General features: G+C 43.2%; 16 protein-coding genes. 6 read left to right on the forward strand and 10 right to left on the reverse strand.

Annotated elements, in window-relative coordinates; translation table 11 throughout:
* Positions 1 to 258: 258 nt before the first annotated feature.
* Complete coding sequence (locus SLH55_RS21745) at positions 259 to 1131, forward strand: SDR family oxidoreductase (RefSeq protein ID WP_219166964.1); 873 nt, start codon at positions 259 to 261, stop codon at positions 1129 to 1131.
* 62 nt (positions 1132 to 1193) lie between these two features.
* Here SLH55_RS21745 and SLH55_RS21750 read toward each other — a convergent pair whose 3' ends face one another.
* From SLH55_RS21750 to SLH55_RS21770, 5 genes are all read right to left on the reverse strand, one after another.
* Complete coding sequence (locus SLH55_RS21750; protein WP_219166965.1) at positions 1194 to 2225, reverse strand: LacI family DNA-binding transcriptional regulator; 1032 nt, start codon at positions 2223 to 2225, stop codon at positions 1194 to 1196.
* A 127-nt stretch (positions 2226 to 2352) separates the two neighbouring features.
* Positions 2353 to 3891 (reverse strand): alpha-amylase family glycosyl hydrolase, encoded by a 1539-nt coding sequence (locus SLH55_RS21755; RefSeq protein WP_219166966.1) that lies wholly within the window; start codon positions 3889 to 3891, stop codon positions 2353 to 2355.
* A 38-nt stretch (positions 3892 to 3929) separates the two neighbouring features.
* The gene (locus tag SLH55_RS21760) at positions 3930 to 4772 is read right to left on the reverse strand and encodes a sugar ABC transporter permease (protein WP_219166967.1); all 843 of its coding nucleotides are present in this window, start codon (positions 4770 to 4772) and stop codon (positions 3930 to 3932) included.
* A gap of 1 nt (position 4773) precedes the next feature.
* The gene (locus SLH55_RS21765; protein ID WP_219166968.1) at positions 4774 to 6060 is read right to left on the reverse strand and encodes a carbohydrate ABC transporter permease; all 1287 of its coding nucleotides are present in this window, start codon (positions 6058 to 6060) and stop codon (positions 4774 to 4776) included.
* A 149-nt stretch (positions 6061 to 6209) separates the two neighbouring features.
* Entirely contained in the window at positions 6210 to 7484 is a 1275-nt protein-coding gene (locus tag SLH55_RS21770) for an extracellular solute-binding protein (protein WP_219166969.1), read from the reverse strand.
* Between the two features lie 290 nt (positions 7485 to 7774).
* On the opposite strand from SLH55_RS21770, the gene SLH55_RS21775 reads away from it, so the two are divergent.
* The 4 genes from SLH55_RS21775 (at position 7775) to SLH55_RS21790 (ending at position 13032) form a co-directional block, all read left to right on the forward strand.
* The gene (locus SLH55_RS21775; RefSeq protein ID WP_320324440.1) at positions 7775 to 9535 is read left to right on the forward strand and encodes an alpha-glycosidase; all 1761 of its coding nucleotides are present in this window, start codon (positions 7775 to 7777) and stop codon (positions 9533 to 9535) included.
* Between the two features lie 100 nt (positions 9536 to 9635).
* Positions 9636 to 10991 (forward strand): MATE family efflux transporter, encoded by a 1356-nt coding sequence (locus SLH55_RS21780; RefSeq protein ID WP_219166971.1) that lies wholly within the window; start codon positions 9636 to 9638, stop codon positions 10989 to 10991.
* 253 nt (positions 10992 to 11244) lie between these two features.
* Positions 11245 to 11586 (forward strand): P-II family nitrogen regulator, encoded by a 342-nt coding sequence (locus SLH55_RS21785; RefSeq protein WP_219166972.1) that lies wholly within the window; start codon positions 11245 to 11247, stop codon positions 11584 to 11586.
* 60 nt (positions 11587 to 11646) lie between these two features.
* The gene (locus tag SLH55_RS21790) at positions 11647 to 13032 is read left to right on the forward strand and encodes an ammonium transporter (protein ID WP_320324441.1); all 1386 of its coding nucleotides are present in this window, start codon (positions 11647 to 11649) and stop codon (positions 13030 to 13032) included.
* Positions 13033 to 13148: 116 nt separating this feature from the next.
* Here SLH55_RS21790 and SLH55_RS21795 read toward each other — a convergent pair whose 3' ends face one another.
* The 4 genes from SLH55_RS21795 to asnB all read right to left on the reverse strand — a co-directional run bounded on the left by SLH55_RS21795 (position 13149) and on the right by asnB (position 19152).
* Positions 13149 to 13985 (reverse strand): phytoene/squalene synthase family protein, encoded by an 837-nt coding sequence (locus SLH55_RS21795; protein ID WP_219166974.1) that lies wholly within the window; start codon positions 13983 to 13985, stop codon positions 13149 to 13151.
* Positions 13951 to 15453: a phytoene desaturase family protein gene (locus SLH55_RS21800; RefSeq protein WP_320324442.1), complete on the reverse strand. Its 1503-nt coding sequence runs from the start codon at positions 15451 to 15453 to the stop codon at positions 13951 to 13953. Before SLH55_RS21800 ends, SLH55_RS21795 begins: the two co-directional genes overlap by 35 nt.
* A complete protein-coding gene (locus tag SLH55_RS21805; protein WP_320324443.1) occupies positions 15450 to 16973 on the reverse strand; it encodes a phytoene desaturase family protein in 1524 nt (507 codons plus the stop codon). Before SLH55_RS21805 ends, SLH55_RS21800 begins: the two co-directional genes overlap by 4 nt.
* Positions 16974 to 17295: 322 nt before the next feature.
* The gene (gene asnB / locus SLH55_RS21810) at positions 17296 to 19152 is read right to left on the reverse strand and encodes an asparagine synthase (glutamine-hydrolyzing) (protein WP_219166977.1); all 1857 of its coding nucleotides are present in this window, start codon (positions 19150 to 19152) and stop codon (positions 17296 to 17298) included.
* A 148-nt stretch (positions 19153 to 19300) separates the two neighbouring features.
* Here asnB and SLH55_RS21815 point away from each other — a divergent pair, with 148 nt between their 5' ends.
* Positions 19301 to 19864 (forward strand): DUF2777 family protein, encoded by a 564-nt coding sequence (locus SLH55_RS21815; protein WP_219166978.1) that lies wholly within the window; start codon positions 19301 to 19303, stop codon positions 19862 to 19864.
* A gap of 56 nt (positions 19865 to 19920) precedes the next feature.
* Here SLH55_RS21815 and SLH55_RS21820 read toward each other — a convergent pair whose 3' ends face one another.
* The gene (locus tag SLH55_RS21820; RefSeq protein WP_320324444.1) at positions 19921 to 22833 is read right to left on the reverse strand and encodes an EAL domain-containing protein; all 2913 of its coding nucleotides are present in this window, start codon (positions 22831 to 22833) and stop codon (positions 19921 to 19923) included.
* Between the last annotated feature and the right edge of the window lie 288 nt (positions 22834 to 23121).

The raw sequence follows: 23121 nt of genomic DNA on the forward strand, positions 1-23121 counted from the left end.
GGCTGGATCTTTGATGAAAACGGTCGGATTCCTTGCTATTCCCGCTGGATTCCATCGGAAAATGGCCGGATCTTTAAACAAACCCGCCGGATTCCCTTCAACATCGGCTGGATTCCTCCCCCACACATCGTTATCACTGAAAACCCCTAGCCCAATTATGCTACTTACACCACCCATACCCAAAAATCACGTTAATAATAATTTTTTCCGGGTAAACACTATCCTAAGATAACCTATACCTTAAAAGGAGTGTTTTCATTGTCTCAACAACAGCAAAATCAAAAGCAGACATTTCCACCTCAACATCAGAATCACCAGCCCGGTACAGTGGATGAAATGAACCCCCAACCTATCCATACGGATCAAAATTATAAAGGCAGCGGCAAGTTAGACGGGAAGGTCGCCCTCATTACCGGCGGCGACAGCGGAATTGGTCGTTCGGTTGCCTGGTACTTTGCAAGGGAAGGTGCCCATGTGGCCATATCGTACTTAGATGAGCATGAGGATGCTAATAAAACGAAGGAATTGGTAGAAGCTGAAGGAGTCAGGTGCATCCTTTTCCCCGGGGACATCGGAAGCTCCACATTTTGCAAAGACATTCTGAATAAAACGATCTCCGAGTTCGGCAAGCTTGATATCCTTGTGAATAATGCGGCTGAACAACATCCACAGGATGGCCTGACGGATATAAGCGATGAGCAGCTGGAGCGCACTTTTAAAACCAATGTATTTTCTATGTTCTACTTGACCCGAGCCGCTCTTCCTCATCTTAAGAAAGGTGCTTCGATCATTAACACGGCTTCGATCACGGCGTATAAAGGCAATAAGGATCTCATCGATTACTCTTCCACCAAAGGTGCCATCGTCAGTTTCACCCGATCGCTTTCGGAGAATATTGCATCCGATGGTATTAGAGTGAACGGAGTAGCTCCAGGGCCGATCTGGACACCTCTGATTCCATCTACCTTCAGTTCTCAGAAGGTTTCAGAATTTGGAGGAAACACACCCCTCGGAAGGGCAGGACAGCCATTTGAATTAGGACCTGCCTACGTGTACCTGGCAAGTGACGATTCCAGCTATGTGTCAGGACAGATGATTCATATAAATGGAGGGACCGTCATCAACGGATAAAAAAAAGCGGCTGAAGGCTGATGCTCTGTTATAGGGCCATCACGCGTTTCAGTCGCTTTCCATTATCCATTCACTTTTCGTTCACTACATGAACATCGCTTCACAATATGATGCGGGACGATGATCCTTTTGATAGGCTCTTTCGGGTTTTCAATCTTTTGAATCAGGCTTTTCGCTGCCTCGTTCCCAAGATTATATATATTGATATCCACCGATGTGAGCGGCGGCCGTGACATCTCGGCAAGGAGTACATTATTGAAGCTGACAATGGAGATATCTTCAGGTACTCGGATTCCCATCTCATCAAGAGTGTTCAATACACCAAGAGCCATTAAATCATCTGCCACCACGAGTGCCGTCGGGGGATCTTCCAGCTGCATGAGCTCATTGATTGCCTCACGTCCTCCTTCACGAAGAAATTCTTCATGGATGATGTAATCGTCATTCATATCGATCCCTGCATTTCTAAGGGACTTTTCATATCCTAACAAACGCTCAACCGTCACGACGAGATTAAGGTCACCACCGATAAATCCAATGCATTCATGCCCAAGTTCCAAGAGGTAATCCGTTACTTCCTTCGTCGCCCGGAAGTTATCATTGTCCACATGAGTGATTTCTTCACAATATTTATAAGGTTTTCCGACAACGACAAAGGGGAAGTCCCGATCCTTCAAATAATTCATTACTTTATCTTCTACCTTTGAATAAAGCAGGATGATCCCATCAACACGTCCACCCTGGACCATCTGGACAACCCCGTCATATATCTCCTCTTCGGATTGACCTGTAGACATTTGAAGGGCATACTGTTTTTCCTGTGCCCCTTCACTTAAACCCCTTAATACCGTCGGAAAGAATGGGTTTTGTGAAAAAGTACTGGCCGAACCCGGTAATACAAGTCCTAACACTTGAGTCGACTGATTTGCCAGGCTCCTTGCGATGAAATTAGGGTGATACCCCAGCTGCTCCATCGCTTCCCGTACTTTTTGTTTTGTTTTTTCGCTTATTCTTGGATTATTTGCAATAACCCGCGAAACCGTAGATGGTGCCACGTTCGCAAGCTTTGCCACATCCTTTATGGTGACCGCCATTCATTCCACCCCCCCTTTTTAGAAAAGCTTAGTCCCTGCACGGGATGCTTTCCGTTAATTAAAACGCTTCCAATTTATTATTTTTGAAAATGACAGCAGGGATCCTGTATCAGATCCCCCGCAACTATCATTGCTGCTTCTTTCCTTTTCCCCGTTTCCATACAAGATAGAGGAATAGAAGAAATAAGACATACATAATCCCAAGTGTGATTAGGTAAGGATAATTCAGCCCACTTTTGTTTTTAAGCAAGTAAATCTCTGCTTCTTCACGGTCAAGGACGAGATGATAATTTCCTTCTTTATCACTGCGGACAAGGTCATCACCGATTAACCCCTTTAATTCATGGTTATCCGCCAGTTCTTCTTTTGTCAATTGAACATTCTGTGTTTCGCTTGAATTGTTGATCGCTATAACGGTTGTTTGATCCTCGTACGTCCGCTTAAAGATCCCCATCCCATCTTTATTGTAGAGAGGTTCGATATCCCCTCTTGTCAATGATGGGTATTCTTGACGGATCTCCCCAAGACGACTGATGTAATCAATCAGTTCTTCATCCGCCCTGAAATTCATAAAGCGGCGGTTGTCAGGATCGTTGCCCCCGTCCATGGCGATTTCCGATCCGTAATAAACAATTGGAATACCTGGAGTTGTATACATATAGGTCAGAGCAAGCTTCCATCTCGTACCCGGAAATAGCTTCTCTTGAACAATCATTCTAGTAAAGCGTTCCATATCATGGTTATCAATGAAGGTACCCATTAAATATGGATTATCATAATAGGTTTTATTGTATTTCCAAAAATTGAATAACCGCTCCATGGAGGTATCCGGCTTCTGGAAAACGGTACGCATTTCTTCTGCCTGAGGGACATTGACGAAACCATCTATCCCTGCATCATTGTAGGCAGCAATCTTTTCCGGATCTCGGTCGAACACTTCCCCCAACAGGTAAAAGTCATCCTTGACTGACTTCACCTCTTCACTGAATTCGTCCCAGAACTCTTGAGGGACATGACGCACTGTGTCCAGACGATAACCATCAATATCGGTTTCTTTGATCCACCACTTGGCAGCATCAAACAGGTAGCTTTTCACTTCGGGATTTTCTGTATTTAAATCGGGAAGGTCATATAACCACGCATTTTGAAGACTTTCTTCATTATTAAAGTTCATCGGCTGTTTGTCATGGAACCAATCCTCTTTATCCGGGTCGTTGACCCAAGGATGCTCCGGTCCGACATGGTTCACCACAAAATCCAGCATGACTTTCATATCCCGCTTATGTGCTTCATCCACCAGCTTCTTGAATGTTTTCATCGAGCCGAAATGTTCTTCGGTCTTATAGAAATCTGTGATCCAGTAACCATGATAGCCCATGGGTTGATTATCAAAGATAGGAGTCAGCCAAATGGCAGTGAAACCCATATCCTTAATATAATCCAGCTTATCAATGATTCCTTGGAAGTCCCCGCCCTGATAGGCCTTCGGGTCCTCCGTGTTTACATTTTTATCATTGCTCATATCCCCATTATTAAAGCGATCGACCATTAGAAAATAAATGGTCTCATCCTGCCATTTGCGTTCTTCTTTTTCAACTGCTCCTACCGGAAGGGCGTAAAAAAGAAGAAACGGGACTAAAATGAGAGATAATACTCTTCTTTTCATCTCCGCTCCTCCTAAAAATGTTAGTAACGCCTATAAGATTATCCTTTTGTACCCCCTGCCGTCAATCCTGAAACGAAGTATTTCTGGAAGAACAGGAATAATAGGGCAATCGGTACGGCAATAAGCACAGAGCCGGCAGCAAAGGTCGTAAATTCTGCTCCGAACTGTTTTGCCACCATATCATAAAGGGCAACCGGTAATGTGTACATCTTTTCTGAACGCAACAGGATGCTTGCAATGATGAAATCTGCAAATGGTGCGATGAAAGAAAACAGTGCAACCACTGCAATAATCGGCTTCGCAAGGGGCATGACGATCTGGAAGAAAATCCGTAAATGTCCCGCTCCATCCATCTTGGCTGATTCATCAAGCTCTTTCGGGATCGTATCCAGATACCCTTTCATCAGCCATGTGTTCATCGGAATTTGACCTCCAACATAAACGAGGATCAAACCAATATGAGTATCTAAAAGTTTCGTTAACAGTGCTAGTACGAAAATCGCAATCAGTGCGGCGAAGTTCGGTATCATTTGTAAGATCAAGAATGTCATCAGCCCATTCTTACGACCGGCAAACCGGTAACGTGAGAATGAATAGGCCGTTAAACTGACGAGTAAGACAGTCAGGGCCATCGTGGATAAACTGACCTTCAATGAATTCCAGTACCAAAGCATATAATTACTTTTTTCGAGATCAAATAGTTCCTTGTAATGTGCCAATGTTGCATTCTTCGGAATAATGGAAGAACCGGATAAACTTTGACCCGGATTGAAAGAAGATCCAATGATCCAGGCAACCGGGTAAAGGATCAAGGCAAACATGATTCCAATGGCTGCGTATGAAAGTGTTAAACGTATGAGTTTCTGTCTCTTCATATTCATATTACATCATATCCTCTTCTTGGAATGATTTCGTTCTCTTGAACTGCCATATCGCTACTGTGATGACGATGATGGATAATAATAATGTGATGGCAGCGGCTTTCGAATATTGTGCAGACGTCATCGTCAAGCTGTAGATCCAGGAAATCAGAATGTCCGTCCCACCAGCATTTTGTCCTGTCAGGGCAGGCCCCCCGCCATTAAACAAATAAATAACATTAAAGTTATTAAAGTTAAATGTGTATTGGGTAATGATGATTGGTGCCGTTGCAAAAAGCACGAGTGGCAACGTAATGTTCTTGAATTTCTGAAAAGCTGATGCCCCGTCCACCGTCGCTGCTTCATAAAGCTCATCCGGAATCGATTGAAGCACTCCCGTTGTCATTGCAAAGATGAATGGGAATCCGAGCCAAGCCTGAATTCCAATCAGGGCAATTCGTGTATACATCGGTTCTGTCATCCAAGGAAGCCCTTCAATGCCGAAGAATCCTAAAATGTCACGATTAATTGTTCCGAATGATTCATTGAACATACCGGCAAACACCAGGATTGAAACAAAAGCCGGGATGGCCCAAGGCAGGATGAAGACTGTACGGATGATGGCTTTCCCTTTCAAATCCTTTTGATTGACAAGGATTGCAAGGAATACACCAAGTGCCACCTGAAGCGTTGTGGCACCGAATGTCCAAACGAGGGTCCAGGCAAGTACGGTAATGAATGTTTCTCTCCAAATATCAATCTTGAAAATATCAACAAAGTTTTGAATCCCCACCCAATCGACTAATTTAGCCGGTGGTGAATGGTACAAATCGTAGTTTGTAAAAGCAAGTAGGACAACAAAGATGATCGGAAAAATGACGACGAATACGAGCAGAAGAAATCCTGGCGACATTATAAGATATGGAAATCCATTGTCCACTAAATTTCTGTACTGTTCGCGAATGGTGCTAAGTTTCTCTCCCCTGTCTCTCTTTTCTCCGTTTTTATACGCGTCCCGAAGATTGAACAGATAAAAGCCGATACCGAAAATACATACTATGATGGCAAGAATTCCGTATACCATTAAGAAAATGGAGTGATCTCCATATGAGACGTCTGTCCCGAGGGTGGTTATCCCCCATAATCCGTAGCTGATCAAATCTCTGAAGACAAGGATAAAGGCGGCTGTCATGATCAGGAAGAATCCGCCCTTCATAAACTGTCTATGATACATCTGACCTAATCCAGGGATTAGGGAAAGGGCCAGCGCTGTTTTTTTATGTTTTGTTTGATAGGATTGTTGCTCCATCCTATATTCCCCTTTCTACGTTCACGATTTTGATAAGCTTCAAGAGCTTTTTAAGAAAAGAAGTGTTTATTTCCTTAAAAAGCCCTTGAATAGGTCTTTAAAAGGATAGCAGTACCTCTCAAGATGAGAAGGTACCGCTATAATTGATATTAGTTTGAGTGATTTGCATCAATGTTTTGCTGAATTTGTTTCACAGCTGCATCAAGAGCCGCTTTTGGTTCTTGCTTACCTGTTACAACTGTTTGAAGTGAATCAGCCATTGGTCCCCAAACTTCTCCCATTTCAGGGATATTCGGCATTGGAACCGCATATTGTGATTGCTCGGCAACCGCTTTTGCACCAGGATTGTCAGCGATCGCAGGATCGTCGATCAAACCTTCATTCGTTGGAACTTCCTGTGTTTGTTCAAAACGTAATTTAGCATACTCGTCTTGAGTGATGAATTCGATGAATTTTTGAGCCCACTCTTTGTTTTTAGAGTAACCTGATACATGCCATCCTTTAACACCCATGAATGTTTTCATTGGCTCACCGTTTGGAAGTTTAGGCATTGCAGAGATACCGATGTCGATGCCGGCATCTTTATACCCTTGGAAAGACCAAGGTCCGTTCATGACAGATGCAACTTTTCCTTCTCCGAAAAGACCGTCAAGTGCAGATCCGCCATTTTCCCCGATGATTCCTTTAGGGAATAATCCTTCTGTGTACCATTTTTGAATATATTCAGTACCTTCAACGGCACCTTCATTATTTAAGCCTAGATCTTTCGAATCTAAAGCACCATCTTTTTCAGCAAAAACATATCCGCCGAATCCACCGATCGGTGCATGTGCAAAATAGAAGTTATCCCAAAGGGCTAAGAAACCATATTTTCCGTCTTTTGTGAAATCTTTAGAGAAAGTGTAAACTTCATCCATTGTCTTTGGAGCTTCTTCCATTAACGCCTTGTTGTATACAAATACAGGTGTTTCAGAAGATTTTGGCAGTCCATATAACTTCCCGTCATAACTTTCAGCTGTCATAGAAGACTCGGTGAAACGCTTTTCAATTTCCCCGTCCACTTCTAAAGGAGCGATATGCCCTGCAAGAGCAAGCTCACCGATTTGGTCATGCGGTAATGTTAAAACGTCCGGGCCCGTACCTGCTGGACCGTCTAAACGTAATTGTTCTTTCATCTTTGTAGCCATTTCGACTTCTTTTACTTCTACTTTAATACCAGTTTCTTCTTCGAACTTGGCACCTACTTCATCCAGCCATCCAGTTTTCTCTTGGTCTTCCCAGACAACCAGTTTTTCAGGTTTGTTTGCATCGTCTGTCTTTTTCTCTCCGCTGTCGCCCGATCCTTCCTCACGGTTTGGACCACAAGCAGCGAGCGCCCCTAATACAAGCATGATTACCATCAGCAATGATAACGCTTTCTTCATTTCGACCCCTCCTAAGTATGTTAAAACTATTGATTCATATTTCAGATTGAACAAACGCTTGCACACACTATCAAAAAAACTTAAAAGATATCGCTTACATACTTTGTGAAAACGATTGCACAACCTATCTCTTATTATACAAACTATAATCCTTTTGACAATACTTTTTTAAATTTTTTTTAATAGTCACAAGAAAAACGAAAACGCTTTATTCCTTTACAACCGTATTATTGACATAGAAGCTTGTTTAGAATACTCTTTAAAGGAAATAGAAATGAGGAGGAACGACGATGCTCTTGGAAGCTGTTTATCATAGACCGAAAGACAATTATGCATACGCTTGCACTAATGAAGAATTACACATTCGTCTACGCACAAAGAAGAATGACGTAAACTCTGTCACCCTTCTCCATGGCGACCCTTATCAATGGGAAGACGGAAAATGGCTGTATAATCATAAAGAAATGGTCATTACCGGTTCTGATCATCTATTTGATTATTGGTTCGCTCCCATTACCCCTCCCTACAGGCGGCTTCGATATGGGTTTCTTCTTGGGGATGAAACAGAGGAAATATTTTATGGAGAAAAAGGGTTCAACGGATCCCCTTCCAGTGATATTGGAGATTTCTTCTGCTTTCCATTCTTGAATTCCATCGATGTGTTCAATGCCCCTTCCTGGGTGAAAGATACAGTATGGTATCAAATTTTCCCGGAGCGATTCGCGAACGGGAATCCAGAGAATGACCCCGAAGGAGCGCTCCCTTGGAATAGCGCAGACCCGACACCAACCAATTTCTTCGGTGGGGATCTGGAAGGTGTGACTCAGAATATACCTTACCTTAAAGAGCTTGGAATTACAGGGATCTATTTCACCCCCATCTTTAAGGCACACTCCAACCATAAATATGACACCATTGATTATTTTGAAATTGATCCACAATTTGGTACAAAAGAAACATTAAAGGAATTAATCAAGGCTTGTCATGAAAATGGGATCAAAGTGATGCTCGATGCTGTGTTTAACCATAGTGGTTTCTATTTCGAGCAGTTCCAGGATGTTCTGGAAAAAGGTGAAGAATCCCACTACCGCAATTGGTTCCATGCACATGATTTCCCTCTGGATATTGAAAGCAAGCCTCCCAACTACGATACGTTTGCATTCGAACCTTCCATGCCGAAGTTAAATACTGAAAACGAAGAAGTAAGGAATTATTTATTGGGTGTCGGACGATATTGGATCAATGAATTCGATATTGACGGATGGCGCTTAGACGTCGCTAATGAAGTGGACCACCACTTCTGGCGTGAATTTAGAAAAGAAGTCAAGACCATCAAACCCGACGTGTACATCCTGGGTGAAATCTGGCATGACTCTATGCCCTGGTTAAGAGGTGATCAATTTGATGCGGTCATGAATTATCCATTTACGACGAACCTCTTGAATCTGTTCGCCAGGCAAACTATCTCTCCTGCCCGGTTTGTGGAGAATATGACGTCTGTCGTTCATATGTATCCTAAAACCGTAAATGAAGTGAATTTCAATCTTGTTGGAAGTCATGATACTCCCCGTATTTTGACAGAATGCGAGGAAGACATCCGTCGTGTTAAACAAATATACACGTTTATGCTTACATTCATCGGAACGCCATGCATTTATTACGGGGACGAAATTGGTTTGACCGGGGAACAGGATCCAGGGTGCAGAAAATGCTTCCCTTGGGAGGAAGATCAGCATAACAAAGAACTATTCGAGCATATCAAAAAGCATATCAATCTCAGACAAGAGCTTCCTTTACTCAGGAATGAAGGGAACTTATCCTTCTTACCGGGTGACATTCATGAGCATTGTCTTGCCTTCACTAAATCGAATGGAGAGGAAACGATTCTTGTGCTATTGAACTGCAGTGAGGAATCAACCACATACACACTGCCGTTTGAACTAAAGGGCAAGAAGATTACGAATGTTTGGAGTGGAGAGGAATTTGCCGCTGAAGCAGAATCAATCGAAGTAACACTTAAAGGATTCGATTTTGCCATCCTCCAATTTTAGTAACTTGTTGTCACTAAATACGGGACTACACCTTTATGGGTAGTCCCCTTATCTATTTAAGAAGACTGGCCATCCCCCGGCCAGTTAAAGGAGAACACGTATGAGCAAGAATCAAAAAAACATGACCCTCTTTGCCCTAACCTGGCCGATTTTCATTGAAATATTCCTTCACATGCTCATGGGGAACGCGGACACATTAATGCTGAGTCAGTACTCGGATGACTCAGTTGCGGCTGTCGGGGTATCTAATCAGATCCTATCACTGATTATAGTGATGTTCGGGTTTGTCGCTACGGGTACCGCCATCCTTGTCGCCCAGCACTTAGGAGCCGAAGAAAATCGACTGGCCGGGGAAGTCTCGATCGTTTCCATTGCCGTCAACTTGATATTCGGCTTACTACTGAGTGTCGCCCTTGTATTTTTCAGCAAGCCAATCCTACTCTCCATGGATCTTCCACGTCCTCTCATGAATGAGGCTTCTTCCTATTTGAAAATCGTAGGAGGATTTGCTTTTATACAGGCCCTGATCATGACTGCAGGGGCTATCATGAGAAGCTACGGGTATACGAAAGATGCCATGTATATCACAATCGGCATGAATATCATCAATGTAATCGGGAACTACTTATTTATTTTCGGACCTTTTGGTGTTCCTGTGTTAGGGGTAGAAGGGGTGGCTATTTCCACCATCACCTCAAGACTGATAGGCTTTATCGTAAGTCTTATCGTAATATGGAAGCGAATACCGACCGCTCTTCCATTGGGGACATTATTCAGCCTTCCTATGTCTCACGTTAAAAATCTTCTACGCATCGGGATCCCTTCAGCCGGAGAGCATCTGTCTTATAATGGATCGCAGATGGTCATTACGTATTTCATTGCAAGCATCGGGACCAATGCGCTGACGACAAAGGTTTATGCCCAGAACCTGATGATGTTCATCTTTTTATTCAGCGTGGCGATCAGCCAGGGGACACAGATCATCATCGGACATATGGTTGGAGCGAAGGAATTTGACAGTGCCTACGAACGGTGCTTGAAAAGCTTGAAGATAGCCATCATCATCTCCCTTATCATGGCTGCTATATTTTCCGTTGCAGCAGAACCACTTCTCCGGATTTTCACCAGCAACGAAGAAATCATTTCTCTCGGTAAGACGTTGATCTACCTGACGATCATCCTAGAACCGGGAAGAAGTTTTAACCTTGTGGTCATCAACGCACTCAGGGCCACTGGTGATGTACGTTTTCCCGTCTACATGGGGATTATGTCCATGTGGGGAGTCAGCGTCACACTCTCCTACATACTCGGAATCTGGTTCGGCCTCGGACTCGTCGGAATCTGGATCTCCTTTATAGCCGACGAATGGCTGAGGGGCATCATCATGCTCAAACGCTGGCGATCCAAAGTATGGATTCACAAACGCTTCACCCAAAGTGACAAAGACGCCATTTAGAGGGACGGACCTTACGTCCCTATCCAAAAGAGTCAGCTCGCAAAACGAGCTGACTCTTTTTTAAACCCTTAAATGTAAGCGCCATCATTAATTCATGTTAACTTTTTTTACATAAAAACGCTTACATTATAAATTAACACTTGAACTTTTGTTATTTTCTGAATATGATAAATAATATAACTTATTCATGTTACAAAACCTAACATCAAAGAAGTCATATTGAATAAACCAATAGTAAAGGGAGGAAATAAAGATGAAAAAAGTAGAAGCGATCATTCGGGCAGAAGCATTTTTGTCTTTACGAGAAGCTTTATGTCTTCGTGGATTCAGCGGACTGACCGTATCAGAAGCAGCAGGCTGCGGAAAACAAAAAGGAAAGCAGGGTATATTCAGGGGAAACAAATTTGAACTTCAATTGGTCCCACGCATCAAAGTGGAAATGATCGTTGACGATGGGCAAGTGGAAGACATCATTGACCTTATCGTGGAGCACTGCAGCACTGAAACCGTAGGAGACGGAAAGATTTTCATTTACCCTGTTGAAGAAGTCGTTCGGATTCGAACGGGTGAACGGGGAAGAAAAGCAGTTTTATAGGTTACCATTCACCATATTCGATACTTCAGCCACGGCCAAACTCAATTTGGAGGGATACCATTGATTAAAAAGATTTCAGCTCTTTTATTTCTGTCATTGTTCGTTAGCTCCACTGCATTCGCGGCTGCACCAACTGCGGAGTCGGTTCAGGCATCTGTAGACTCTCTTTGGGTGATGATTGCTGCCATCCTTGTATTCTTCATGCACGCCGGATTCGCAATGGTTGAAACTGGATTCACCCGTGCCAAGAACTCTCTCAATATATTAATGAAAAATTTCCTGACAGTAGCCATTGCATCAGTCCTGTATTTCATCGTAGGATTCGGCTTCATGTTCGGCGGATCTTCTGGTGGAATCATTGGATCAGATAGCTTTTTCCTGTCGGGACGTGAGGATATCGGTTTCTTCCTATTCCAATCCGTCTTCGCTGCTACCTGTGCGACAATCATTTCGGGGGCAGTTGCCGAAAGAATGAAGCTAAAGAGCTATATCCTTTTGACCGTGGCCATGACGGGAGTCATCTATCCGATTGTGGGCCATTGGGTTTGGGGAGGCGGATGGCTGTCAGAGCTTGGATTCGTCGATTTCGCCGGATCTACCGTCGTCCATTTGACTGGTGCTGTAGGGGCATTCATTACTGTTCTATTCCTTGGAGCCCGAATAGGCAAATACAACAAAGGTAAAGTGAATGTCATCCCTGGTCATAACATACCGATCGGTGCCCTCGGCGTATTCATCCTTTGGTTTGGATGGTTCGGCTTTAACGGCGGCAGCAGTCTGGCAGCTGATCCGACCCTTGTTCCTCAGGTCATCACGACAACCTTATTTTCAGCATCTGCTGCCATTCTTTCATCCGCTTTCTACACGTTGATCCGATTCAAACGTATCGATCCATCCCTGACACTTAACGGTGCCCTTGGTGGACTTGTCGGGATCACTGCCGGTTGCGCCAACGTATCGCTTGTGGGATCTCTCATAATAGGTCTAATAGCCGGGGTCATCCTTGTCGAAGCCGTGACGTTCATCGATTCGAAATTGAAAGTAGATGATCCTGTCGGTGCCATTGCGGTTCATGGAATCTGCGGGGTTTGGGGAACGGTTGCTGTAGGTTTATTTGATATTCAAAACGGGTTATTTTATGGCGGAGGCGCTTCATTAGTAGCCATTCAAGCACTCGGTGTTTTAGCCGTCATTGCCTGGACCTCCATCAGTGCCGGAGGATTCCTTTACATCGTAACGAGAGTATCAAGTATCCGCGTATCACGTGAAGAAGAGCTATCAGGATTGGACTTTACAGAACATGGTTCCAATGCATACGAACTAAAAGATACAGTGCTGGAATCAAACGTTTCTTCTGCTTCTCCATTCGGATCTGATTTAGTCGATCGCTTGAACTCGATCGGAACAGGGAAAGTGAGCGACATGAATCAACGAAACACAATATAACGACAGAAGAGCTGCTCTTAGCGGCTCTTTTTTCATTTTTACATCCGTTATTCAAGTTGAACCACACAAACATAAGCTCATATGCAGGCCATTTGACAGCCTCCATATGAGCTTAATTATGAAATGCTCGATATGATTTTCTCTTTTGCATCTTTAGAAACAAAGTGCTTCTTGGAAAACACATTGTAGTGATTATTTCTCACCTCATCCAGGATCGCCCGGTATAGCAGGGCAGCTCCCTTAACAGGGGTTCTTGAATAGACAGGGTAAAGGTTCATCGTGCGAAAGGCCTTTTCATAATAGCCTTCAGCTAAACCGGCCATTTCTTCCCATAGGGACTGAAAGGCATCATTGATTCTATATTCCTTCAAATCCGTAACGGTATATTCATATTTTACTAAAAGATCCTGGGGAATATATAATCTTCCTCTTTCCAGATCCTCGCCGATGTCTCTTAATATATTGGTAAGCTGCATGGCATACCCCAGATAGATTCCGTCTTCCCTCAAATGCTGTTCTTTCCCGGGAGCAAGTATAGGAAGGAGCATTAATCCGACTGTGCTCGCTACGTGATAGGAATAATCCAGTACATCTTCCATATTCACATAGACCCTTTCGCCGAGATCCATCCTTTGGCCCCTGATCATATCACGGAAGGCCTGGACGTCCATATTAAAACGCTTAAACACATCATCCAACGCAATCCACATTGGTTGATTGTGGTTGTAAAACCCGGTTAAAAAAGATTCAAATTCCAATTCGAACTGATGCAATTCATCAAAAGGACTTGTGCCCTCATCAACGATATCATCTACTTTGCGACAAAATGCATACACAGCCCAAACGGCCTTTTTCTGATCTTTTGGTAAAAGAGAGAACGCTCTGTAAAATGTTTTGGAATGAAGCTTAATGATATTCTCACAATGATCGTATGCTTCCAAGATCCTGTTCATGTAAGGACACATCCTTCCTTTCCGATTCTGATTTAAAATATTCTTTGAAGGCTTCAGCAACCAGTTTTGCACCTTGCATGACAATCGGTACTCCTCCACCGGGGTGGATGGATGCACCGACAGCAAAGATATTTTTCTCCGCAAACGGTTGTACCTGGGGTCTGAACGGACCCGACTGTAAGAGACTCGGCGCAATGCCGAAACTTCCACCTGAATACAGTCCCTCCTGCATTGCTTCTTCAGGCGACCTGACCTTTAACCACGTGATTCGTTTCTTAAGCTCATCGAATCCTCTTTCCTCCATTGTATCTAATACGAGGTTAGAAAGAAATTCTGAAGCTTCCTTCCAATCCAAATCATCGGATACAGGAACAGGAATGAGTACATATAAGACACTTTTCCCTTCTGGCGCCAGGGAGGGATCGAGCTTAGATGGATTAAAAACGTAAAATGAAGGTTCTTTAGGAATTCTCTTATTCTTGAAAATATCCTCCATATTCCTCGAGAAATTTTCGTTTAAATAAAATTGATGCAATTCCTTATCATCAAACTTCCCATCGACCCCCATATATAAAAGCACACATCCCGATGATGGCTGGTAGGATTTAGGGGATTTCTTTTTCAATAATTTTGATGCTGTGGGAAAGTCTCCATTGACGATCACGGAGTCGATTTCTTCTCGCTTGCCTCTAACAACAATATGCGTGGCTTTCCCTCCCTCAGTTTCGATTTCTGTGACAGGAGACGATGTCTTGATCGTGACGCCATTTCGTTCACACGCTTTTTCCACATGGTCCAATAAGCCTGCATAGCCACCTTTAATATAATAGATACCATGCTTATGCTCACTATAGGAAACTAAACTATAAATGGCTGGAGTACTGTATGGATTCCCACCAATGTATAATGTTTGCAGGCCATAGGCTGTCTGAAGCTTTTCGTGATGAAAATAACGCTTCAAATTCCCCATTACATTCCGATAAGCTTTTAATTTGAGTAATGAACCTATCGTGTGAGGATTAAGATAGTCCCTCGTGTTCAAAAACGAGGACTCGAGGAATTGAGGCTTCCCGATTGTGAATCTGCTATCCATGTCATCCATAAATCGGAGAAATCCTTCTTCATCACCCGGGAATTGCTCCTTAATTTCTTTATACTGCTTATGGATATCAGCATACTTCCTGTACGTTTGACCGTCTGCAAAATGAATATGATACAGCGGATCACACCGGATGAATTCAATATCGGCTGTGTCAATCCCCGCCTCCGAAAGAATGGACAATAGCATTTCAGGAAGGAGCACTATGGTCGGCCCTTTATCAATTCTGTACTCACCTTCCTTCACAAAGGCAAGGCGCCCACCGATGGTAGACTCTTTCTCATAGACGGTGACGTCGTGACCCTCCTTCGCCAATAACAACCCGGATATCAATCCACCTATTCCCGATCCAATGACTGCTGTTTTCATAAAGCTTCCTCCATTGCTTGTTCTTTAGTGAAAGAATAGGACGGGTCTTCGTTCATCAGCATATTGGTTGTGATTCGGGCAGATTCCAGTATCGTAGGCAATCCGCTTCCAGGATGAGTGCCTCCTCCGACCAGCCAGCAGTTCTCAAGCTCTTCGAACCGGTTATGTGGACGGAGGGCCATCATCTGCGTTAATTGATGACCAAGGTTAAAGGTGGCCCCTTCATAAATATTGAAGTCCACTTCCCAATGACGGGGTGAAATGATTTTTTCGACCTGGATATGGTCACGGATGTTTTCAAGTCCCGCTTTCCTTTCAACCGCATCCAATACCAGGTCTCTGAAAACTTTTTCATTCACTTGCCAATCGATCCCGCTTACGTTGTTCGGAACGGGGGCAAGGATATACAATGTGGAATGCCCTGTCGGCGCAAGTGTTGGATCTGTAACCGAAGCATTTTGAATATAAATGGAAGGATCTTCAGGAAGGGTATACGTCTCCGTTATTTCCTCAACATTTCTCTTATAATCCTCTGCGAACACGATACTGTGATGGGGGAGGTCATACTGTTTATCAATTCCCAAATAGATCATAAAGGTCGAACAGGAATACTTTTTCTTTTTCAGTTTTTCTTTACTGTATTTCTTTAAGACACCATCTTCAACCAGATTACTCATGACGTGGGCAAAGTCCCCATTGATGATGACTTCATCAGCGGCAATCTTTTCTCCATCTTCTGTCATGATGCCTTTCACCACATCACGGTCTTCGATCCATAGTTTTTTGACTCCTTGGCCAAGATGGATTGAACCGCCATACTCTCTCACCACTTTTGCCATGGCCTTTGATAATTGATTCAAACCTCCGATAGGATGGAAAATGCCATATTCGTGCTCCATGAAGGAAAGAATGGAAAATGCCCCTGGACACTCCCATGGAGACATCCCTAAATACTTGGATTGAAAAGTAAAGGCTAACCGCAGTTCATGTTCTGTAAAATAATCACTCAACACGCTATAAAGCGATTTACCCAGTGACAGCTGAGGCAGCGCTCTCAAAACCTTCCAGCTGATATATTGATAATATCGATCCATCGGACTCTGCAGGATCGGTTTTAACCTCTCCATTTTTTTTCGTGTATCATTCATGAAACGGGTATACCCTTCTCCATTACCGGGATAATGGCGTTCGATTTCATCGGACAGCTTTATAGGATCTTTAAACATTTGAACCTTTCTATCCTTAAAGATGAGTTCATACATCATGGAGAGTTCCTGTAAATCCACATAGTCATGAAGATTTCTCCCTGATTCCTCAAATAATTCTTCGGCAATTTCCGGCATACTCAAGAATGTCGGCCCTATATCGAATGTATAACCATCCATCGTAACAGAGCCATTTCGCCCGCCAACAAATGATTGCTTCTCATATACGTCTACTTTGTACCCTTTACTGGCAAGAAGCATTGCCGCGGCCAAGCCTCCGGGACCTGCGCCAATGACGATTATTTTTTTGGCCATCGTTATAGCCTCCAATGCTTAATTATTTGTACATTTATTATACAATACTTATACAACTCTTTTCCACTAGAAAGAATAGATAAACTCTATTTTTCCAATTAAATATGTTTTTATCATGTATAAGCTTGTCCTATATATAATAAACTCTTAAATAACGCCTACGGATCTCTCCAATTGCATTATGTTGCTATTTTGCAACAGTGATAACTCAAGGGTTAAATAAGAAAAAGGCATAGATAAGAGTTCATCCCCCTTTACTATGCCTCCTTTTACTAATCATTATTAGTTTAATCTATGTTTGTACCGGTCTCTTAATTCCTTCCTATTCCACAATCTCAATATTATAATCCTTGAACCAAACATGTATCTGGGCAAGATGGGCGAGGAGCTGAGGTCCTGTCATGAGCTGGCCGTACCACGGTACCTCGAAGGCAGCTCCTCCCGATGCGACAATTTCCTTCAGTTTCTTTTCATCAAACAGTTCATAAAGAATACTCGATTTGTCTTCAAGAATTTCGGTCAGCCACTCCCCGACCAGCTTCGTATAGACCGGGTGATGGGTTTTCGGGTACGGGCTTTTCTTTCGATACAGGACTTCGTGAGGCAGGACTCCTTCAAGAGCCTTCCTCAGGATGCCTTTTTCTCTTCCTTCGTGCATTTTCATCTCCCACGGAATATTCCAGACATATTCTACAAGTCTATGGTCTGCAAAAGGCACACGTACCTCAAGGCTCGCGCCCATACTCATGCGATCCTTTCGATCTAATAACGTCGTCATGAACCAAAGTAAATTAAGGTAGAATAATTGTCTCCTCTTGGTCTCCACTTCATTTTCCCCTTCTAATATCGGGGTTTCTGCAACGGTTCGGTCATATTGCTCCAATACGTATTCTTCAAGATTTAATTTCTTACTCCATTCTTCCTTCAAGAGACCCTGGCGTTCAGCTGTAGAGCGCATCCACGGGAAACCTCTGCGATTGAAATCTTCCGGGCGGTGGAACCACGGATACCCACCAAAGATTTCATCCGCGCACTCACCAGAAAGCCCTACCGTAAAGTCCTGTTTGATCTCCCGGCAAAACCATAAGAGAGATGAATCCACATCGGCCATCCCCGGAAGATCCCTTACATGGACCGCTTCAATTAAATGATCCTTAAGCTCTTGCTGGCTGATTTCACAGCGGTGATGAATCGTATCGAATTCCTCAGTCATTTTTTCAATCCATGGTGCATCGGAGTTCGGCTGAAAATCATTCGCTTTAAAGTATTGATCATTTTCCTCATAGTCAATGGAATACGTATGAAGATTCCCTTTTCCATCTTTTTTATATGAATTGGCTGCTACGGCTGTAATGGCACTGGAATCAAGTCCACCTGATAAGAAGGTACATAAGGGTACATCGGAAACAAGCTGCCTCTCTATGGCATCCGTCAGAAGAAAGCGCACTTTAGAAACGGTTTCGATAAAGGAATCGGTATGTTCCTCACTTTTCACATTCCAGTATCTCCAAATGTTCAAACCCTCTTTCGAGAAAATCATGGCATGTGCCGGACGAAGCTCCTTCACTCCTTTGAATACACCGTTTCCTGGTGTACGAGATGGCCCGAGCCCCAGCACTTCCGCCAAGCCTTCGAGGTCCACCTGCGGCAAAACATCGGGATGAGCAAGCAAAGCTTTTATCTCAGAACCGAACAAGATCCCTTCATCCTGTTCGAAATAAAATAAAGGCTTTACGCCCATTCGGTCCCTCCCAATAAATACATGCTCCTCCTCACTATCCCATACGGCAAACGCAAATATACCATTTAGATGGTGAACGCATTCTTCTCTCCACTCTATATAAGAAGTCAGCAATACCTCCGTATCAGAATGTCCGTTGAACGAATATCCCTTCTCTATAAGTACTTTCCGTAAATCTTCTGTATTGTATAGTTCTCCGTTATAACAGATGGTGAATAGGTTATTGTTATGATGAAGGCTCATTGGCTGCCTTCCACCTGCCGGATCGACTACGATCAACCGTTTATGACCAAACGCAACGTGTCGATCCATCCATACGTTCGTTTCATCCGGCCCTCTTTTAGAAAGGGTTTCCGCCATTTTTTCAACTACATCCTTTTGTTTCGATAAATCTTGATTATAATGGATCCAACCTGTAATTCCGCACATGGTGATCATCCTCACTTTCTAGTCCAACAAACTGGGCTCACTGACACATAAATTATTCTATGCTCACCGATAGAAATGGTTAATTGTCTCAATCAATCTTCACATGAATGAAATATGATAATTATGACAAGAAATGTAGTTAAGGAGGGATATTCACTTGAGCAACATATTTCGATCAAACATTTTAAAATCCCAAAAAAGGTCCTATTCCGAAGGTACCGCTTTATTCGAGGAGGATACGTGGTTCTTTTTCGAAATCGATGCCGAGGAAGAATCTGAGCTCGAATTTTACCTCAATCATGAATTGAAAGTATATAGAGATGGCGAATGGCTTGCCGGTGTTCTCTTAGAGGACGGGATCATTGTCACACCCTACGAAAGATTAAGAATCGAGAATGGCGATCGAATTCAAATAAAGAAGAATATATTATATTCGTTGGAGAATTTATTAGAAGAGATTTCTGATGATGCCTTTCATCAGTTTACAACAGCCTTGAACAATTTGGGTTATTCGATTTATGACAGTATCTTTTGTCACAACCACCTTGTATTCCTTGGGAACCAAAAAATCAAGGAAGGCGTGAACTTCATCACCTTCGACAACGGTGTGGAGGTGTGTGCAGTTCAGCATCACTTCACTTACTATAAAAAGAAGCGCGATCGATTTGAATTCACACTAAGCACCGGCAGGCGGATCGTGATCGAGAGTTTTAATATCTAATGATGCCCCCATAATAAAAAGACCAATGCCTCCGTAATTGAAAGGCATTGGTCTTTTTATGGTTTCTGGCTGGGCACAAGATTCCTTCCCTCTAAATAGGTGTTCATTTTATCAGACGACATAGGTCTCTCAATGAGAAATCCTTGTGCATAATCACAGCCAAGCTGTTTCAGTAACTGAAATTGCTCGTTCGTTTCCACTCCTTCAGCTACAACCTTCATATTCAACCCTTTCCCCATGGTCGCTATGGACTGAACAATTGCTACATCGGGTGTATGATCATTCATATTCTGCACAAAGGATCGATCAATCTTCAGTATATGAAGGGGGAGATGCTTCAGGTAACTGAGTGACGAATAACCAGTGCCGAAATCATCGATAGCTAGCTTCACCCCAAGATCTGCAAGGGACTTCATCACTTCGATGGTGTGGGCTGCGTCATGTAGCATGATTGTCTCGGTCAACTCTAAACAGAGATATTCAGGCTTAAGTCCTGATATCACTAATGCCTCTTTCACATCACAATGAAACGTAGGGTGCTGAAATTGTTGTGCGGAAACATTAACAGATATATAGAAGTCATCCGCTTGTTGATCTAACCATTTCTTCAACTGTAAACAAGATTCAACAAGAACCCATTTACCAATGTCATAAATCAGCCCTGTTTCTTCTGCCAGGGGAATGAATTCAACTGGTGAAATCATTCCCCATGATGGATGATGCCACCTTAGTAATGACTCGCATCCGATAAGGGATCGGTCAGAAATATTCATGATGGGTTGATAAGCTACGAAGAGCTCCTCGCGATCGATGGCCCTCCGCAAATGAGCTTCCATTTCAACCTTGCGGGTATTATCTTCCTTCATGTCCCTGGAAAAATAAACGGTATTATTTCCACCTTTTGATTTGGCCCGGGTGAGAGCGGAATCTGCATTTCTTAACAAATCGGTAGACTCTTCACCATCCCGGGGGAATATCCCTACGCCAATACTGACAGAAATGTAGAACTCTTTCCCCTGATACGTGAACGGTGCCTTAATCGTTTTCATAATAGCATCTGTAATGTCTGATATGGTGGATTCATTTACATCTTTCGTGAGCAGAACCGTAAATGTATCTCCGCTGAAACGTCCGGGATAAGCACCTTTCGGTAGAGTTGCCTGAATCCTTTTGGCAAGCTCTTTCATAATTAGATCACCTGCCCAATGACCCAGAGTATCATTGATCATTTTGAAACGGTCCATGTCCAGAAATAAAACCGCCATCTCTCGCTTCTTCTTCTTTGCCCTACTGATGTGTTCATCAACGATTTCCCTGAACTTCATCTTATTGGGGAGATCTGTTTCACCATCGTAATAAGCAAGTTGGGTAATTTTCTTTTCGAATTGCCGTTCTTTCGTGACATTCCTTCCTATCCCGAAGATCCCGACACATTCCCCGTTAACCGTGATCGGGATATTCTTGATTTGAAAGAAATTCACTTCTCCGTTTTTGGATGCAATCGGGAGGTCATAGTACTGTTCCCTCCCTTCCATTGCACGGTAGAAATGACGCCTTACCCTTCCCGTGTCTTCTTCTCTGATAAATTGAAGAGCTGACTTCCCGAGGATTTCATCTTTCGTAAAGCCAAATGTTTTAATGAAGGAAGGATTGAGAGAATTGAATCGGCCATTTAAATCCGTACTGTATACAAAATCTGTATTATTATCGAAGAGGGACCGGTAATACTCCTCCGATATTTGAATATTATGGGTTAATTCTTGAATATCCTTTTCAGCTGTATGGATTAAATGGGTCAACGACATCATGGCGTCTGTTTCAGGAGTTAACTGAAAGTCGACTTTCAAATCCTTGATGGGTTCTCGTACACCTTCAGAAAGTCCAAGATAGGTCAGTGAATGAGCCATAAGTTTAGGCTTACCGCCCTTTCGCCCAAACTCACCGTACGAGAAAAACCCGCTCACCTGTGAAATCCGGTTGAAATAGGAGAGCTCTTGCTTCGTCACTTCACTTATATATCTCCTTCTTGCCACACAATTGTATACATAATGAGTTTCTACAGGATGGCGTTTCAATTGAGCAAGGAGTTTTGTCGTCGTCTGGATGATATCCTGCACGCTTGCAAATCCAAACGAAACCTCCTGCCCTTCTTCCACTTCCTGGCTCAGTTCCACACTTCCATTCGGCAGTACGTTCATGATATAGACGGCCACCGAATCATTCTTTTCTTTCGCAAGAAACGGGAATTCAATTGATGAATCTGGCAGATCCTTTACGAATCTTTCACCAAGGTACATTTCAAGCAACCGGATGGGCTTCATAAAGTTGATTCCGTCTACTATATGTCCCCTTACTTTCGTAACCTTGAATGCCGGCCCCACTTCCTGCCATTCCTCTACTACATGGGAATGGACCATTAATCCATCCCCATTTAAAGAGGCTGAAACGAACCCGTCAGTTGAGATATGTTGATTAGTGAATACATACGTGTGGCTTTTCTGTGGAAGATCGGAAGAGACACCTCCGGCAATGACAGTATCACCACCGCCTTCTGAAACTCCATCCAGGAACTCCTGTACGTCAAGCTGTAAATGACTTGAGAAAATAATGAATGCTTTCGTGTCCGCTTGACCGATTTCTTCGCACATTTGTATTCCAAGCTGCTTACTGGAGTCTGATTTTTCTTGTAAAAGAGCTTTCACTTTGGTTTTTTCAAATAGTGTAAATGATAAAACAATGCCGGATACGATTTTACCGTCTGCCACTTGTCCCTTGGAACTGCAGCCGATAAGGGTGCTTCGAGGAACTAATCTATTTATTTGATCCTGAAGCTCCTGTATGGCTTCAAGCTGGGAATTCCCTACAAATGCTTGAATGAATAAAGAAGGATGTCGATCTAACCCGTTCTCTATAATAAATTGATTCAGGGAGTGCTCGTCGTTATATATGTATTGAAAGGACTTTACCATTTTCACACCTACTCGAAGACGTCGTTTCTATCAAAATACCACAATTCGACAGATTTGGATATTCATTTATATGAAAATGCTAGCAATGGACTTCCTTTTGTTGGACTGAATGAGTTTCTTTAAAATAAGGCTGTTTTCCCAAAGATTGTTGCTATTTGCATCCAAACTTAGATTTACGATGCTCTGTCATTTAGGTTGTGGTGCAGGAGGGTGAAGGGAACTGCTCCGCTTTCCACGGACGTTCGGCCGAGCCTCCTCAGCAAAAACCGCTTCCGGGGTCTCGGCACG

Origin of the sequence: Rossellomorea sp. YZS02, from assembly GCF_033963925.1 — a bacterium.
In the GTDB taxonomy this organism is placed as follows: Bacteria; Bacillota; Bacilli; order Bacillales; family Bacillaceae_B; genus Rossellomorea.

Coding starts and splice junctions, on each gene's coding strand:
- SLH55_RS21750 (WP_219166965.1), bottom strand. CDS start 2,225: ATGGCGGTCACCATAAAGGATGTGGCAAAGCTTGCGAACGTGGCACCA.
- SLH55_RS21755 (WP_219166966.1), bottom strand. CDS start 3,891: ATGAAAAGAAGAGTATTATCTCTCATTTTAGTCCCGTTTCTTCTTTTT.
- SLH55_RS21760 (WP_219166967.1), bottom strand. CDS start 4,772: ATGAATATGAAGAGACAGAAACTCATACGTTTAACACTTTCATACGCA.
- SLH55_RS21765 (WP_219166968.1), bottom strand. CDS start 6,060: ATGGAGCAACAATCCTATCAAACAAAACATAAAAAAACAGCGCTGGCC.
- SLH55_RS21770 (WP_219166969.1), bottom strand. CDS start 7,484: ATGAAGAAAGCGTTATCATTGCTGATGGTAATCATGCTTGTATTAGGG.
- SLH55_RS21775 (WP_320324440.1), top strand. CDS start 7,775: ATGCTCTTGGAAGCTGTTTATCATAGACCGAAAGACAATTATGCATAC.
- SLH55_RS21780 (WP_219166971.1), top strand. CDS start 9,636: ATGAGCAAGAATCAAAAAAACATGACCCTCTTTGCCCTAACCTGGCCG.
- SLH55_RS21785 (WP_219166972.1), top strand. CDS start 11,245: ATGAAAAAAGTAGAAGCGATCATTCGGGCAGAAGCATTTTTGTCTTTA.
- SLH55_RS21795 (WP_219166974.1), bottom strand. CDS start 13,985: ATGAACAGGATCTTGGAAGCATACGATCATTGTGAGAATATCATTAAG.
- SLH55_RS21800 (WP_320324442.1), bottom strand. CDS start 15,453: ATGAAAACAGCAGTCATTGGATCGGGAATAGGTGGATTGATATCCGGG.
- SLH55_RS21805 (WP_320324443.1), bottom strand. CDS start 16,973: ATGGCCAAAAAAATAATCGTCATTGGCGCAGGTCCCGGAGGCTTGGCC.
- asnB (WP_219166977.1), bottom strand. CDS start 19,152: ATGATCACCATGTGCGGAATTACAGGTTGGATCCATTATAATCAAGAT.
- SLH55_RS21820 (WP_320324444.1), bottom strand. CDS start 22,833: ATGGTAAAGTCCTTTCAATACATATATAACGACGAGCACTCCCTGAAT.